Below are 15,069 nucleotides of genomic sequence, written 5' to 3' on the forward strand. Positions count from 1 at the left end.
ATAGACGACGAAGAAGGTGAAGTCGGGTCCCATCGCCTTCGCGTGCACGACGAGGGCCGGGTCCATGCCCATCTTGTTGGCGAGCTGCGCCGCCGCACCCTCGGCGACCTTCGACTCGCGTTCGCCGACCGAGGAGACGGGCAGCGTGAAGGACAGCTGCACCATGCCGTCGCCGGTGGTGTCGCCATACGGACGGACGATGTGGGACTGCGTGTCGGTGCCCGCACTCATTCCTTGGCCTCCAGGATCTCGGTCGCCGGGTTGTAGTAGTCGCGGGCCTTGCGAGCCACGCCGTCGAGGCCCCGGCCCTTGTCGGCGGGGCGCTTCATCAGGCCGAAGGTGCCGTCGGCGATCGCGTCGAGCAGGCCGTTGTCGTGCCTCTCGATGTCGGAGAGGAGCTGGATGGAGTCTCCGAGGACCTCGTTGGCCCGGTTGACGATGAACCCGCCGGGCTTGGGCTGGAAGTCCTCGTGCAGGTTGCCGACCGCGTTCATCACGTAGCGGACGTTCTGCAGCGCGAGGTCGCGGTCGGAGAGCCAGGGGGTCACCACGGCCTCGGTCATCATCCCGACCAGCAGGATCCCCTGGTCGGTCAGGGCGCCCACCAGGTTGAAGAAGCCGTCGAGGAGATAGCCCTTGAAGACGTCGCCGGTCATGTGCCGGGTCGGCGGCATCCACTTCAGCGGGGCCTTCGGGAACAGGTCGCGGGCCAGCATCGCGTGCGCGAGCTCGAGGCGGAAGGAGTCCGGCACCTCGGGGTCGATCTCGAAGGCGTGCCCCAGGCCGAGCTGCCAGTCCTCGAGCCCGGCCTCCTTGGCGAAGTATTCGTTGAGGAGCTGGCTGGTCGTGACCGTGTGTGCAGCCTCGACGGCGTCGGCGGTGGTGAGGTAGTTGTCCTCGCCGGTGTTGATGATGATGCCTGCGCGGGCGTGGACCTGGCGGCTGAACCGCTGGTCCACGAAGGTGCGGATCGGGTTGATGTCGCGGAAGAGGATGCCGTACATCGAGTCGTTGAGCATCATGTCGAGGCGTTCCATGCCGGCCAGCGCCGCGATCTCGGGCATGCAGAGCCCCGAGGCGTAGTTGGTCAGCCGGACGTAGCGGCCGAGCTCGCGTGACGTCTCGTCGAGCGCCGCGCGCATCAGCCTGAAGTTCTCCTGCGTGGCGTAGGTCCCGGCGAAACCCTCACGCGTCGCACCCTCGGGCACGAAGTCGAGCAGGGACTGCCCGGTGCTGCGGATGACCGCGATCACGTCGGCGCCCTCACGGGCCGCGTTCTGCGCCTGCGGGATGTCCTCGTGGATGTCGCCGGTGGCCACGATGAGATAGATCCACGGCTTGTGCGGGGCGTCGCCGATCCTGGTGATCATGCGCTCGCGCTCCACGCGGCGGCGGTCGATGCGCCGGATGCCCTTGCCCACCGCCGTACGCGCTGCCGAGGTGGCCCGCGCGGCGTCCTTGCCCTCGGGGAGGCGGAAGGTCACCGAACCTGCGGACGCCTTCTGGGCCAGCACGAGGAGGTCCTCGGCCTCACCGCGCCGCAGGGCGTCCCAGACCGGGAGGGCCACACCGTGCTCGAGGCCGACGTCGGCGCGCACCACGTCGAGCAGCCGGTTGACCCAGGGTGTGCCCTCGGCGTCGGCACCCTGCAGGCCCGCGAGCCGCAGGGTGGCGCGCTCGACGGAGACGGTCGTGTGCTTCTTGGCGGTGTTGACGATGGGCCGCCCGACCCGGCGTGCGAGCGAGCGCGCCTCGCGGACCTGGGCAGCGTCGAGCCCGAGCTTGCCGGCCATCACAGCCGCCGCTCGAAGAGGTCGCGCACGCCGTCGTTGCCGCGCAGGAGCTCGAGGGCGTAGGACGCGTGCCCCGGGACGTAGCCGTTGCCGATGACCATGCGCACGTCGGCCGCCAGCCCCTCGGCGCCGAGCGCTGCGGCAGGGAAGGAGGTCGCCATCGAGAAGAAGATGACGGTGCCGCGCTCGGCGGTCGCGAGGATCGCGCCACCCTCACAGCCTGGTACGTCGACGCAGACCACCGTGACGTCGGCCGGTCCCCCGGCCTTGTGCACCTCGTCGCGGAGCACGATCGGATCGCGCGCATCGGCGACGACGACCTCGTCGGCCAGCCCCGAGTCTCTCAGCAGTGCCGCCTCCGTCTCGTGCGGCACGACGCCAATGAGCCGACCGGCGCCGGCCTGGCGAGCTGCCGCGAGGCTCAACGAGCCGGACTTGCCTCCGCCGCCGATCACCGCGACGGTCGGCTCGACGTAGTCGGCGACCACGCGGGCGGTGAGGGCGGGCGCGCCGCACACGTCCATGACGCTCAGGCTGAGGTCGGCCGGCAGGTCGTCGGGAATCCGCGCGGCGATCGACCGGCCGAAGAGGACCGCGTAGCCGGAGCAGGGCACCTGCTCCCCCAGCCCGTCCCACCCGGCCAGCTCGTCCTCGATGACGAGCGGGGTCAGGGTCAGGCTGACGAGCGTCGCCACCCGGTCCCCCACCTCGAGCCCCAGGGTCGACTCGGGACCCACCTCCTCGACCACGCCGATGAGCATCCCGCCGGAGCCGGTCTCGGGGTTCTGCATCTTCCCGCGCGTGCGCACGATGTCGAGGACCTCGGCGCGAACCGCTGCCCCGTCGCCGCCGTGCTTGCGCTCCAGCTGACGGAAGGAGGCGGCGTCGAGGTTGAGCCGCTCGACACGGACCCGCACCTCGTCGGGCCACAGCTCGCAGCGGGTGTCGAGGCGCTGTGCGGCCTGCGGCAGCACCCTGCCGGGGTCGAGGACCCGGTGCAGGCCCGTTGGATCGCTGGGTCGAGGGCGGGTCATGCCGCTTGTCCTCCGTCGTGGGTGGTGTCTAACCGGAAATCTTGCGGAGCGCCATTGGACTTGCCGGATGATCTCCTCGTATCGTGACAGAGGAGGCGCAGGTCACACAACTGACGCGCCGTAACCGTGGAACGCACACTCACCTGGGAGCAGCATGAGCATCGAGACCGCCATCGGCCTGGAGACGGCTCAGCCGTACCCCTACCAGCGCACGGAGCTCGTCGAGCCCGACTGGACCCGCTTCCCGGGGTGGAAGGACGTCACGAGTGCCGAGTGGGCCTCCGTGCAGTGGCAGCGCGCCCACTGCATCAAGAACGTCAAGCAGCTGCGCGAGCTGCTGGGCGACGTGGTGGACGAGCGGTTCTATGCCGACCTCGAGCGCGACCAGGCCGAGCGCGCCACGATGTCGATGCTGGTCCCCCCGCAGATGATGAACACGATGGTCCCCAGCTTCGAGCCGACCCGCCCCGGCGCGGTGACCGAGGCCTTCTATGCCGACCCGGTGCGTCACTACATGCTCCCGGTGTTCAGCGATCGCCGTACGGACTGGGCGTCGCACCCGCACGCGGCGCGCGACTCCCTCCACGAGCACGACATGTGGGCGACCGAGGGGCTCACGCACCGCTATCCCACCAAGGTCCTCGCCGAGCTGCTCCCGACCTGCCCGCAGTACTGCGGCCACTGCACCCGCATGGACCTCGTCGGAAACTCGACCCCGGTCATCGACAAGCTCAAGTTCGTCGGCAAGCCCAACGACCGGCTCGGGGACATGATCGACTACCTGCGGCGCACCCCGTCGGTGCGCGACGTCGTGGTCTCCGGCGGCGACGTGGCCAACATGCCGTGGCCCAGGCTCGAGGCCTTCCTCGACCAGCTGCTCGAGATCGACAACATCCGCGACATCCGCCTCGCCACCAAGGCGCTTGTCGGGCTCCCCCAGCACTGGCTCCAGCCCGACGTCGTCGACGGTGTCGCCCGCGTCTGCGCCGTCGCGCGCTCGCGTGGTGTCTCGATCGCGATGCACACCCACGCCAACCACGCGAACTCGGTGACGCCGCTGGTGGCCCAGGCCGCCGGCGCGATGCTGAACGCGGGGCTGCGCGACGTCCGCAACCAGGGAGTGCTGCTCAACGGCGTCAACGCCGACCCGCACGCGCTCCTCGACCTCTGCTTCCGTCTCCTCGACGGGGCGCAGATCATGCCCTACTACTTCTACATGTGCGACATGATCCCGTTCTCGGAGCACTGGCGCGTCTCGGTGGCCGACGCCCAGCGCCTCCAGCACCACATCATGGGATATCTCCCCGGCTTCGCAACCCCGCGCATCGTCTGCGACGTGCCGTTCGTCGGCAAGCGCTGGGTCCACCAGCTCGCCGACTACGACACCGAGCGCGGCATCTCCTACTGGAGCAAGAACTACCGCACCTCCATCGAGGCCACCGACGAGGACGCGCTGACCCGCACCTACGAGTACTACGACCCGATCCACACCCTCCCCGCTGCGGGCCAGGCGTGGTGGGCCGAGCACGGCCAGCTCGACGAGTCCGCGCTCAAGGCCGCCGAGGTCGCGGAGGCGTCGCGGCGTACCGCTGCACTGCAGGCCTGGTGAGCCTCCACTCGAGTCATCGGTCGGTGCTTGAGGCTGCGGAGTCCCCGCCCGGGCGGGGACTCCTGCACCCATAGGGGGTTGCACCACCCAACACGTGCGCGACTCGCCCACCAAGTGGCGGCGCTCGGGTTGTCCACAGGCCCGCGCGCCCCGGTTTGGACGAACGGTCCAGTCGGGCACGGATGGCAGCATGGACAGCGACGACTTTCCGGTCCAGCTCGAGGACATCCGGCTGCGACGCGACCTCATCGAGGAAGGGTGGACCGACCGTGACATTGCACGTCAGGTCCGCCTCGGGACGTTGGCCCGGGTGCGGTACGGCGCCTACGTCTCAGCCTCGCTCGTAGTCCACTTGGACGCGGTCGGACGCATGCGAGTGCGCTCGCGGGCCGTGCTCAAGACCACTCATCCGTCCTCGGTGCTGAGTCACCAGGCATCTCTCGCTGAGTGGGGTGAACCGCTCTGGGGCCTTCCGCTGGACGCGGTCGACTTGACCAGGACCGACGGTAGGGCCGGGCGGAGGGAAGCCGGGATCGTCCATCACCGAGCAAACCTGCCGGCAGATGACTGGACGGTCCGCAACGGAGTTCCTGTCGTCGTGCCCGCGCGCGCCGCGATCGAGGTGATCCTCACTCATCGCCCCGAGGTGGGCCTGGTGACGGCGTGCGGCGTTCTCAGCCGTGGGCACGCGACCAGTGGCGATCTGCGCTCAGCCGCCAAGGCTGCCCAGCGCTGGCCGAACAGTCTCCACGCGCGGATCGTGCTCGCGCGCGCCGATCACCGACTCACCAGTGTCGCCGAGGCTCGCACCTGGCAGTTGTTCCACGACCGCGGGATCCCAAGGCCGGAGCCCCAGGTCAAGGTGCATGACGAGTTCGGCGCACTGCTCGGCATCGTCGACTTCCTCTGGCGCAAGGCCGGGGTCTTTCTGGAGTTCGACGGCAGGCTCAAGTATGAGCAGTTTCGTCGCCCAGGCGAGACCCTCGAGCAATACCTCATGCGCGAGAAACGCCGAGAAGAGCTGATCTGTCAGGTCACCGGGTGGGTGTGCATCCGAATCACGTGGGCCGACCTCGAGAACCCCGTCCGGACAGCACGCCGTATTTCGCAGCTCCTGTCAGGTCGGACGAAGCCCGCCGCCTGAAGCGGACTTTGTCGGCGAGTCTGGCACTGGGTGCCGGTTGCAACCCCCTATACGTGCAGGAGTCCCCGCCCGGGCGGGGACCCCGACAAGAGCGGATAGCCCGCACCCGAAAGGCGGCGCACAGCCCGTTCCTTCGGAGGCAACCTCCCCGGGGACGCCGGCCAATCAGTCGAGCGGACGGTTCTCATAGGCCGTGGAGAGCACGATGGTGGTCCGGGTGGAGACGTTGGCGGCTGCGCGGACGCGGGCGAGGAGGTTCTCCAGGTCGCTCGGCGTGGCGACGCGGATCTTGAGGATGTAGGACTCCTCGCCGGCCACCGACCAGCACGACTCGATCTCGGGGATCTCGACGAGCCGCTCGGGGTAGTCGTCGGGCTGGGCGGGGTCGATCGGGGTGATGGAGATGAACGCCGTGAGTGGCCGGCCCAGCTGCTCGTGGTCGATGAGCGCGGCATAGCCCCGGATCAGGCCCTTGGACTCGAGTCTCTTCACGCGCTGGTGCACCGCCGACGTCGAGAGGCCGGTGGCCTTGCCGAGATCGGTGAACGACATCCGCCCCTCGGCAGCCAGCAGCGACAGGATCAGGCGGTCGGTGGTCTCCACTGCGGGGCTCGTCACGCGCTCAGGCTAGCGAGAACTCGTGGCAGGATCCCGGCGTGACCACACAGCGACTCATGCTCCTCGACACGGCCTCGCTCTATTTCCGGGCCTTCTTCGGTGTGCCCGACTCGGTGCAGGCCCCCGACGGCACCCCCGTCAACGCGGTCAGGGGACTCCTCGACTTCATCAGCCGCCTCGTCGAGCAGTACGAGCCGACTCACCTTGTCTGCTGCTGGGACAACGACTGGCGGCCCCAGTGGCGGGTCGATCTCATCCCCTCCTACAAGGCGCACCGCGTCGAGTCGCCCCGTCCCGCGGGGGTTCCTGACATCGAGGAGGTCCCCGACCCGTTGGAGGTCCAGATCCCGATCATCGTCGACGTCCTCGATGCCCTCGGCATCTGCATCGTCGGCGCCGACGGCTACGAGGCCGACGACGTCATCGGCACGCTCGCGACCGGGGCGGGCATGCCCGTCGACATCGTCACCGGAGACCGTGACCTCTTCCAGCTGATCGACGACGCCGCCGAGGTGCGCGTCCTCTACACCGCCCGCGGTGTGGGCAAGCACGAGCGGTTCACCGAGCACACCGTGGTCGAGAAGTACTCGGTCCTGCCACAGCAGTATGCCGACTTCGCGACCCTTCGCGGTGACAGCTCCGACGGGCTCCCGGGCGTCGCCGGCGTCGGTGACAAGACGGCCGCGAGCCTGCTGTTGCAGTATGGCGACATGGCCGGCATCCGGGCAGCAGCGGCCGATCCGGCGTCCGGGCTCGGCCCCGGGCCCCGCGGCAAGATCCTCGCGGCGGCGGACTATCTCGAGGTGGCACCGACCGTCGTGGCCGTGGCACGCGACATCGACCTGGAGGTCGTCGACTCGGCGCTCCCGGACTCCCCCAGGGACCCCGACGCGCTGGCTGCACTCGTCGAGCGTTGGGGGCTCACGAGCCCTGTCGAACGGTTGACCGGAGTTCTCGCAGGCAGATGACGCGAGGAGACGTTCCGATGGACGCCCCCGGCACCCTCGTCGTCCGGGTGACGCCCAACCCGGCGCTGGTCCGGGCGGCCTTCGCCCGGGAAGTGGCCTATGCGCTGTGGGCCCTGGCCAGCATCGGCGGATCGGCAGCCTTCGTGCTGTCCCGTCCCGGCCACGCCGCAGTCCTGGCCATTGCAGCCATCGTGGTCCTCTGGTCGACCTATGTGCTCGTCCGGACCGTCCAGCCGGCCAGGGTGAAGTGGCGAGTCCTCTCGATGGGGTCCCCACGCTGGTCCTCGACGACCTCGGGATCACGGTGCGCGACGTTCCGCTGAACCCCGAGCCCGCCCAGCTGTCGTGGACCGACTGCGCGGCCGTCGTGGTCAGCCCGGCCCGACGTGACCACGCTCTCCCGATCCAGCCCCGCCGCTACGTCCAGTTCGTGCCGGTCAGTGACGACCGGGTGGCCGGCCGGGTGCCCACGCGCGACCCCCGCCGCGACGTCGTTCCCGGCGTCTCCGAACGCGGCGCGCTGCTCGTCTGGCTGGAGCTGCCCGGTCTGAGGCCGGACGCCGACGAGGTGGCGGCGTGGATCCGCCGCCGTCAGCCGGGCCTGCGCCAGGTCGGGGTCGCTCAGTCCGTCAACGAGGAATAGGCGACGACCCCCCGCTTGAGCGCCGTCACCGTTTGCCGAGCGGTCTTGCGCAGCGGTGCATCGCCCGCCGCGTCGGCGACCTGACCGGCCAGGTCGAGCAGCTGCTTCATCCACCGCACGAAGTCACCGGCGGCCAGGTCGGCATCCCCGAGCACGTCGTCGAGGTCGTCGCCCTCGGCCCATCGGTAGGCGGCCCAGGCGAAGCCGAGGTCGGGCTCGCGCAGGAAGTCGAGCTTGTTCTCGCGCTCGAGGGCGTCGAGCTGTCCCCAGATGCGGACCGTCTCCACCAGGGCGTGCTGCACCCGGCCCCCCGGCACGCGCGGCGCGGAGGCGTCGTCAGCGCGCCGCGCCTCATAGACGAGCGCGGACAGCACAGCTGCGAGCTCGGAGGGCGTCAGGTCGTCCCAGAGTCCGTCGCGCAGGCACTCGGCGGCCACGAGGTCCATGTCGGTGTAGATCCGACGCAGGTGGCGACCCCGCTCGGTGACGGAGTCTCCCTCGAGGTAGTCCAGCGCCGTCAGGACGCTGCAGACGCGGTCGAAGGTCCGGGCCACGGTGTTGGTGCGCGACTCCACCCGCCGTTTCAGGGTCTCGGCGTCGCGGGTGAGCTTGAACCAGCGCTCGGCCCAGCGCGCGTGGTCCTCGCGCTCGGGGCACTGATGGCACGGGTGCTGCTTGAGCTGGGTCCGGAGCGCGGCCACCTCGTCGTGGGCCGGCGCCTCGGCGAAGGAGTCACGCGCCGCCGTACGGCGAACGGGGGGTGGCGTGAGGTTGTGGGTCTTGGCCCGCAGTGCCGAGGCCAGGTCACGTCGCATCGCGGGGTTGCGACCGTTGAACGACTTGGGCAGCCGCAGACGGGCGAGCGCCACGACCGGGGTCGGGAAGTCCATCGGCGCCAGCCTGCGCGCCTGTCGCTCCGCAGTCAGGACGTAGGGGCGGGGCTCGTAGCCGCTGGTCCCGGGGTCGATGACGACCGCGAAACCGGCGAACTTCCCGCCCGGCACCATGATCACGTCGCCCGGCTTCAGCTTCGACAGGGACTCCACGGCATCGTTGCGCCGATCGGTGCGACGCTCGCGAGCGGCAGTCTTCTCGACGTCGGAGATCCGCCGGCGCAGCGCGGCATATTCCATGAAGTCGCCCTGGTGGCAGGTCGCCGCCTCGGCATACCCGTCGAGCGCCTCCTGGGCCTTGTGCAGCTGGCGGGCAAGACCCACCACCGCCTTGTCGGCCTGGAACTGCGCGAAGGACTGCTCCAGAAGCTCGCGCGACCGCTCCCGACCGAACTGGTGCACCAGGTTGACGGCCATGTTGTAGGAGGGCCGGAAGGAGCTGCGGAGCGGGTAGGTGCGGGTGCTGGCCAGGCCCGCGACCTCCTTCGGGTTCATCCCGGGCTGCCAGAGGACGACGCCGTGTCCCTCGATGTCGAGACCGCGGCGTCCGGCGCGCCCGGTGAGCTGGGTGTACTCCCCCGGTGTGATGTCGGCGTGTGTCTCGCCGTTCCACTTCGAGAGCTTCTCGATCACCACGGTCCGGGCCGGCATGTTGATGCCCAGCGCCAGCGTCTCGGTGGCGAAGACCGCCTTCACCATCCCGCGAACGAAGAGCTCCTCGACGCACTGCTTGAACGCCGGCAGCATCCCCGCGTGGTGGGCGGCCACGCCTCGGCTGAGCCCCTCGAGGAAGTCGTGGTAGCCCAGGACGTGCAGGTCGTCGTCGGGCAGATGACGGCAGCGCTCCTCGACGTAGGCACGGATCGTGTCGCGCTCCTCGCTCGTCGTGAGGCGGACGTTGGCCGCCAGGCACTGCGTGACCGCGGCGTCGCAGCCGACCCGGCTGAAGATGAACACGATCGCCGGCAGCAGCCCCTCCCGTTCGAGTCGCTCGAGCACCTCGACCCGGCTGGGGATCCACACCCGCCGCCCGTTGCCCACCTGACGCGGGTTCTTCGAGGAGCCAGGCTTGCCCTTGCGGGGCGAGCGGCGGTCACGCATCAGCCTCGAGCTGGCCCAGTCGTCGCGCGCGATCCGCACCAGCTCGTCGTTGACGGGTGCGCCCTCCTTGACGAAGCCGGCGCTCGCGTCGACGTCGGAGGAGGCGAACAGGTCGAAGAGGCGGCGGCCGACCATCACGTGCTGGAAGAGCGGCACGGGTCGGCGCTCCTCGACGATCGTGGTGGTCTCACCGCGCACCGTCTCGAGCCACTCGCCGAACTCTTCGGCGTTGGAGACGGTCGCCGACAGCGAGACCAGGGTGACCGACTCGGGCAGGTGGATGATCACTTCCTCCCAGACGGCGCCGCGCATCCGGTCTGCGAGGTAGTGGACCTCGTCCATCACCACGAAGCCGAGCCCGATCAAGGTCTGGGAGCCGGCATAGAGCATGTTGCGCAGCACCTCGGTGGTCATCACCACGATCGGGGCCTCGCCGTTGACGACGTTGTCGCCGGTCAGCAGCCCGACCTTGTCGGCGCCGTAGCGCGCCACGAGGTCGTTGAACTTCTGGTTGCTCAGTGCCTTGATCGGCGTCGTGTAGAAGCACTTGCGGCCGGTCTCGAGGGCGAGATGCACGGCGAACTCGCCGACGATGGTCTTGCCGGACCCGGTCGGCGCGGCCACGAGGACGCCGCGCCCCTCCTCGATCTCCTTGCAGGCGCGGACCTGGAAGTCGTCGAGCGGGAAGGCGTAGAGGTCACTGAACTCGGCCGTCACGGGGTGGGCCTTCTTCTTCGCGTATGCCGAGTAGCGCTCGGACGGCGACAGCTCCCGATCGAGCTCGTGCTCACTCATGCGAACACCGCCATCGCACCGGGCTCGCAGGTGATGGTCAACGGCAGCTCGCCGAACCGCTCGCCGTCGGCATAGGACACGACGCCCGGCGCGGCGACCGTCACCGACCGCATGCGGTGGTGCTCGTATTCGGGGACCGTCACGTGCGTCCCCGAGAAGAGTCGGGGGTAGGTGCGGACCAGCTTGGCCTTCGTCATCTCCTTGATGATGACCACGTCGAGCAAACCGTCGTCGAGCAGGGCTCCCTCGGCGATGCGCAGGCCCCCGCCGTAGGACGGCCCGTTGCCGACTGCGACCACCATCGCGTCGAGGGAGAGTGCTCGGCCGTCGAGGTCGAGGGAGAAGCGCAGCGGCCGGAAGGTGCGGAGCTCTGCGAGCGTGGCGATGTTGTAGCGCATCTGGCCCCGCGGCCAGCTCATCTCGTTGGCTCGCTCGTTGACGACTGCGTCGAAGCCGGCGGCCAGCACCGTGACGAAGACCTTGGACCCGGCGCGGGCGAGATCGATCGTGCGGGTCCTCGACGCGATCACGCGGTCGGCGGCGGCGACCGGGTCCTTGCGTGGCAGGCCGAAGTAGCGGGCGACGTCGTTGCCGGTGCCGGCAGGGATGATGCCGAGCGGGACACCGGTGCCGGCCACCGCCTGCGCGCCCAGGTGGACGAGTCCGTCACCGCCGCACACGACCAGCGCCTCGACGCCGTCGGACACGCATGCACGGGCCAGGTCGAGAGCCTCGTCGCCGTCTCGCCCCTGCAGGTTGCGCACCACCAGACCGCTGTCGCGCAGACGTCCCAGGGCCGCGTCGCCGTAGCGACCGCCCTTCCCCTTGCCCGCCGTCGGGTTGGTGATCAGAGCGATCTCGCGGGCCATGCCGCGACCCTATCCAGCGCAGGGCAGCAGACCGGCCTCCCGTCAGCGGCGGGTCGGCTTCTCGGAACCGATCCGCAGGAGCGCTGCCATGTTGTCCGGTGACCCGCCCACTGCTCGGGCCAGGCGTGCGAGCGCGTCGAGGACCAGCTCGGCGTCGAACCGGGTGCCGGGGACGGCCAGGGTCAGACGGCCAGCCGCCTCCCCGAGGAGGACCTGCCCGTGCCGCCAGGCCTGGTGGGCACGGTGGCGGGTGGCGTCGTCGGCGACCGGGACGGGGAATGCCTCGTCCACGGCGAGGAGGTCGCAGACCAGCGCGTCGTCACCGCAGACGAGCCGACCGGCCACGACGTGTCCCGAGCGCAGGCCCTCGTCGGCGTGCCAGATCACCTCACCCGTTCCCAGCCAGTCGGGCAGGTCGAAAGGATCGACGTCGGCCAGCGGAGCAGGGGCGGTCATCGGCTCGTCGACCTCAGATCGGCGAGAGCTCGTCGGGCGACAGTCCCGCGTTGACGGAGCGTGCGGCCTTGCGGCGGTCGTTCCAGCGCGCGACGACCTCGGAGATGAAGTAGAGGATCACCATCGGCACGGCCATGAACGTCATCGTGAAGGGGTCGGCCGACGGCGTCGCCACCGCAGCGAAGACGAAGATCCCGACGATGATCCACGGACGGTGGGCGCCGAGGGTCTTGCCGCTGACGATCCCGGCCAGGTTGAGCATCACCACGAACACCGGGATCTCGAAGGCAAGGCCGAACACGAGCAGGGTGCGGGTGAAGAACTGCAGGTAGTCATTGAAGTCGACGATGTTCAACAAGCCCTCCGGGGTGAACCCGATGAGCACCTCGAGGCCCTTGGCGAGCGTGACGTAGCCCAGGACCACGCCGACGAGGAACAGCGGACCGGCGACCGCGATGAAGATCCGCGACCACTTGCGTTCATTGGCGTGCAGTCCGGGCAGGATGAACGCCCAGACCTGATAGAGCCAGTACGGCGCCGTCAGGACCAGCGCCGTGAAGCCGCACAGCTTCAGGTGCAGCATCAGCGGACCACCGGCACCGCTGGTCGTGGGCATGGTGGTGCCCTCGTCCAGACGTTGCCGCGCGCTGTCGTAGGGGCCGTAGACCACGTCGAAGATCTGGTCGAAGAAGAGAAGCGAGACGATCAGCACCAGGATCATCACGGTCCCGGCTCGCAACACCCGTCCACGGAACTCGCGCAGGTGGTCGCCCAGTGCCATCTGGCCGCCCGGTCCGATGGGTTGCGAGGGCTTGGTCGAGTAGAGACGGGCGAACCGTCCGACGAAGCTCACGTGTGTCGGTTGCTGCGGTCCGGCTCAGCCGGTGTGCTTGTCAGCGCGGGACTCCGGCTCGACATCCGACTGCTCGACCGGCTGCGCCTGGGTCGTCGAGGTCGGCGGCAGCGCGGCAGGCGGCGTCTGCGCGTCCTTCTTGTCGTCGTCGTGCAGGCCCTTGGTCTCGGTCTTGAAGATCCGCAGGGCCTGACCGGTGCCGCGCGCGAGCTCGGGCAGCTTGGCCGCGCCGAAGACGAGGACGACGATCGCCAGGATGATCAGCCATTCCATGCCCTGGGGCATACCGAACTGCGGGTTGATCATGGGTTGCTCCAAGCTCTTGGGACGGCTGTGTGACTCATCCTACGCCGCCAGCCTGATAGAGGGAGAGAGTGGCTCGCGCACCTGAGATGAACGATTCGGCAAACTCTGGGGGCTCGACGACACGGGCATCGGGCGCCACGCGGAAGAGAAGCTGTCGCAGCCACGCCTCGCTGGCGACGTCGAGCACCACGTCCAGCGAGCCGTCCGGGCCGGGCGCACTGCTGGTCACCGCGTAGTACTCCGGCACCCACTGCGCGGGCGGTTGGAGCCGCAACGTCACCTGGACGGTGTCTCCCCCGCTGAACCAGCCGTCCGACAGGTCACGTGCTCCGCCGGCGCGCTCCGAGACAGGCTCAGGGAGCTCGGTCGCGGCCAGGATCCGGTCGATCCTGAACGCGCGGTCGCCGTTGGCCGTGTGGCACCAGGCGTCGAGGTAGGAGGCGTCACCGACGCGGGTGATCGCTCGCGCCTCCACCACTCGGGTGGTCTGCTCGTCGCGACTCGGGACGTAGTAGGTGATCTCGAGCTGGCGGCCGCGGTCGATCGCAGCCTGCAACACCGGGAGCAGCTCGGACCCGGGGTCCGGATCGGCGTCGACGTGCACCTGGTCGTGCATGGAGGCCGCCCCTGCCGCTTCCAGCTTGGACAGGGTTCGCTCGACGACCTCGGCGGTCTCGGGAGAGGCGCTCTGCGCGATGACGCGCAGGGCGACCACCAGGGCCGCGGCCTCGGTGGGCCCGAAGCGGACCGGGCGAGCGAGGTAGTCGGCGTTGTCGACGCGGATGATTCCCTCGCCCTCCAGGGCGTCGAGATCGACGTTGATCAGGTCGTCCGGATAGCCCCCGGGAAGTCCGCACATGAACAGCACCCGCAGGTCCTTGTCGAGCTGTGCCGGTTCGACGCCGAGCGCGGCGGCAGCCTCGGAGACCCGCACCTCCCCGTGCTGGTGGAGATAGGGGACGAGCGCCAGGAGACGTCCCACCTGCTCGCGCGCAGAGTGCACCGGAGGCGTCATCGCACGACCTCGCTCAGTCGCGACACCAAGGAGTCTCTGACATCGGTCGGGCTCTCGATGACGGCGTTGGCACCCAGGGTCAGCACCTGGTCGACGAGCTCACGAGACGGTGCGCGGACGACCAGGCGGTCCCAGGTCGAGAGCTCGTCCGGTCCGGCCACGTCCTCCTCGATGCTGTCGGCCGTGCGCCGGAGCGCCACCCCGGTCCGCTGCCGCAGCAGCACCGTCGCCTCGACGTCCGGGGCCCGGTGGGCCAGACGGTCGGCGATCGCAGCGACGTCGACGCCGTCCGGGAGGTCGAAGGCCTCGGTCCGTCCACCGAGCCGGACCCGGCCGCGAACCCGGGAGAGCCGGAAGACCCGCTCGGCCTGACGGTCGATGTCGAGGCCGACGACATACCAGCGTCCTGAGGATCGGACGACTCCCCACGGCTGGAGGCGACGGGTGGCAGGCTCCTCGCCCGGTCGCTGGTAGTCGAACGTGATGACCCGGCGCTTCTGGGTCGCCTCCCAGCACGCGTCGAAGGCCGGCTCCTCGGCCCGCAGGCTGGGCGGGACCAGGTCGAGGCGCGTCGCGTCGACCTCCACGCCCTGGGCCGTGAGCTTGCGCATCGCCTCGGTGGTGGCGCGCGCCAGGGTGTGCTGCTCCCAGGCGCGGGCGGCGATGCCCAGGACCGCCGCCTCGTCGGCCTCGAACCGGATCTCCGGCAGCGCAGTGCTGTCGGGCGAGATGCGATAACCCGGCTCGTCCTCGAAGTAGTTGTCGAGAGATCCGACCTCGATCACCACACCGAGCTCTCGCAGGTCTTCCTTGTCCCGCTCGAAGGCACGCTCGAAGGCCTCGTTGCCGCGCGCGGAGTCAGGGTGCTCGGCGTAGTTGGCCCGGCGGATGTCCTGCTTGGAGACGAACCGGGTCTGGGCGAGCAGCATGATGTAGAGGTTGAGCAACCGCTCCGACTTCTCCGCCATGCCG

Annotated in this window: 15 protein-coding genes and 1 pseudogene; 5 read left to right on the plus strand and 11 right to left on the minus strand. The window is 69.6% G+C overall.

Annotated elements, in window-relative coordinates; genetic code table 11:
- Positions 1 to 12: 12 nt before the first annotated feature.
- The 3 genes and pseudogenes from G7071_RS19410 to kdd all read right to left on the minus strand — a co-directional run.
- Positions 13 to 231 (minus strand): annotated as a pseudogene (locus G7071_RS19410) (OAM dimerization domain-containing protein); the annotation flags it as partial.
- Positions 228 to 1,793, minus strand: coding sequence for a lysine 5,6-aminomutase subunit alpha (gene kamD / locus G7071_RS14750; protein WP_166319995.1), 1,566 nt, complete (start codon positions 1,791 to 1,793; stop codon positions 228 to 230). The gene kamD and the pseudogene G7071_RS19410, both read right to left, overlap by 4 nt.
- Positions 1,793 to 2,827 carry an L-erythro-3,5-diaminohexanoate dehydrogenase gene (gene kdd / locus G7071_RS14755; RefSeq protein ID WP_166319997.1) on the minus strand — a complete coding sequence of 345 codons (1,035 nt, stop codon included), beginning with the start codon at positions 2,825 to 2,827 and terminating at the stop codon, positions 1,793 to 1,795. Before kdd ends, kamD begins: the two co-directional genes overlap by 1 nt.
- Before the next feature lie 154 nt (positions 2,828 to 2,981).
- Between kdd and G7071_RS14760 the strand changes: the two genes are divergently transcribed.
- Both G7071_RS14760 and G7071_RS14765 read left to right on the plus strand, forming a co-directional pair.
- The gene (locus G7071_RS14760) at positions 2,982 to 4,436 is read left to right on the plus strand and encodes a KamA family radical SAM protein (RefSeq protein WP_166319999.1); all 1,455 of its coding nucleotides are present in this window, start codon (positions 2,982 to 2,984) and stop codon (positions 4,434 to 4,436) included.
- 190 nt (positions 4,437 to 4,626) lie between these two features.
- Positions 4,627 to 5,580, plus strand: coding sequence for a hypothetical protein (locus tag G7071_RS14765; RefSeq protein ID WP_166320001.1), 954 nt, complete (start codon positions 4,627 to 4,629; stop codon positions 5,578 to 5,580).
- Positions 5,581 to 5,745: 165 nt separating this feature from the next.
- Here the strand turns inward: G7071_RS14765 and G7071_RS14770 are convergent, their stop codons facing one another.
- Positions 5,746 to 6,198, minus strand: coding sequence for an Lrp/AsnC family transcriptional regulator (locus G7071_RS14770; RefSeq protein ID WP_281351682.1), 453 nt, complete (start codon positions 6,196 to 6,198; stop codon positions 5,746 to 5,748).
- Positions 6,199 to 6,254: 56 nt separating this feature from the next.
- Here G7071_RS14770 and G7071_RS14775 point away from each other — a divergent pair, with 56 nt between their 5' ends.
- From G7071_RS14775 to G7071_RS14785, 3 genes are read left to right on the plus strand one after another with little or no spacing between them, the layout of a single operon-like run.
- Positions 6,255 to 7,166: a 5'-3' exonuclease gene (locus G7071_RS14775; RefSeq protein WP_166321179.1), complete on the plus strand. Its 912-nt coding sequence runs from the start codon at positions 6,255 to 6,257 to the stop codon at positions 7,164 to 7,166.
- A 17-nt stretch (positions 7,167 to 7,183) separates the two neighbouring features.
- Positions 7,184 to 7,489, plus strand: coding sequence for a hypothetical protein (locus G7071_RS14780; protein WP_166320003.1), 306 nt, complete (start codon positions 7,184 to 7,186; stop codon positions 7,487 to 7,489).
- Complete coding sequence (locus tag G7071_RS14785; protein WP_166320005.1) at positions 7,471 to 7,809, plus strand: hypothetical protein; 339 nt, start codon at positions 7,471 to 7,473, stop codon at positions 7,807 to 7,809. Before G7071_RS14780 ends, G7071_RS14785 begins: the two co-directional genes overlap by 19 nt.
- On the opposite strand, the gene G7071_RS14790 is transcribed toward G7071_RS14785, so the two are convergent.
- From G7071_RS14790 to G7071_RS14820, 7 genes are read right to left on the minus strand one after another with little or no spacing between them, the layout of a single operon-like run.
- Positions 7,788 to 10,598: a DEAD/DEAH box helicase gene (locus tag G7071_RS14790; RefSeq protein ID WP_166320007.1), complete on the minus strand. Its 2,811-nt coding sequence runs from the start codon at positions 10,596 to 10,598 to the stop codon at positions 7,788 to 7,790. The two genes, G7071_RS14785 and G7071_RS14790, sit on opposite strands and share 22 nt — an antisense overlap.
- Positions 10,595 to 11,467 carry a diacylglycerol kinase gene (locus tag G7071_RS14795; protein WP_166320009.1) on the minus strand — a complete coding sequence of 291 codons (873 nt, stop codon included), beginning with the start codon at positions 11,465 to 11,467 and terminating at the stop codon, positions 10,595 to 10,597. Before G7071_RS14795 ends, G7071_RS14790 begins: the two co-directional genes overlap by 4 nt.
- 42 nt (positions 11,468 to 11,509) lie before the next feature.
- Positions 11,510 to 11,923, minus strand: a complete 414-nt coding sequence (locus tag G7071_RS14800) for a hypothetical protein (protein WP_166320011.1) — start codon at positions 11,921 to 11,923, stop codon at positions 11,510 to 11,512.
- A 13-nt stretch (positions 11,924 to 11,936) separates the two neighbouring features.
- A complete protein-coding gene (gene tatC / locus G7071_RS14805; protein ID WP_246210046.1) occupies positions 11,937 to 12,776 on the minus strand; it encodes a twin-arginine translocase subunit TatC in 840 nt (279 codons plus the stop codon).
- A 24-nt stretch (positions 12,777 to 12,800) separates the two neighbouring features.
- Positions 12,801 to 13,082 (minus strand): Sec-independent protein translocase subunit TatA, encoded by a 282-nt coding sequence (tatA, locus tag G7071_RS14810; protein WP_166320013.1) that lies wholly within the window; start codon positions 13,080 to 13,082, stop codon positions 12,801 to 12,803.
- A 34-nt stretch (positions 13,083 to 13,116) separates the two neighbouring features.
- A complete protein-coding gene (locus G7071_RS14815; protein WP_166320015.1) occupies positions 13,117 to 14,097 on the minus strand; it encodes a helix-turn-helix transcriptional regulator in 981 nt (326 codons plus the stop codon).
- The gene (locus G7071_RS14820) at positions 14,094 to 15,065 is read right to left on the minus strand and encodes a helix-turn-helix transcriptional regulator (RefSeq protein WP_166320017.1); all 972 of its coding nucleotides are present in this window, start codon (positions 15,063 to 15,065) and stop codon (positions 14,094 to 14,096) included. Before G7071_RS14820 ends, G7071_RS14815 begins: the two co-directional genes overlap by 4 nt.
- Positions 15,066 to 15,069 lie beyond the last annotated feature (4 nt).

It is taken from the genome of Nocardioides piscis, assembly GCF_011300215.1.
In the GTDB taxonomy this organism is placed as follows: Bacteria; Actinomycetota; Actinomycetes; order Propionibacteriales; family Nocardioidaceae; genus Nocardioides; species Nocardioides piscis.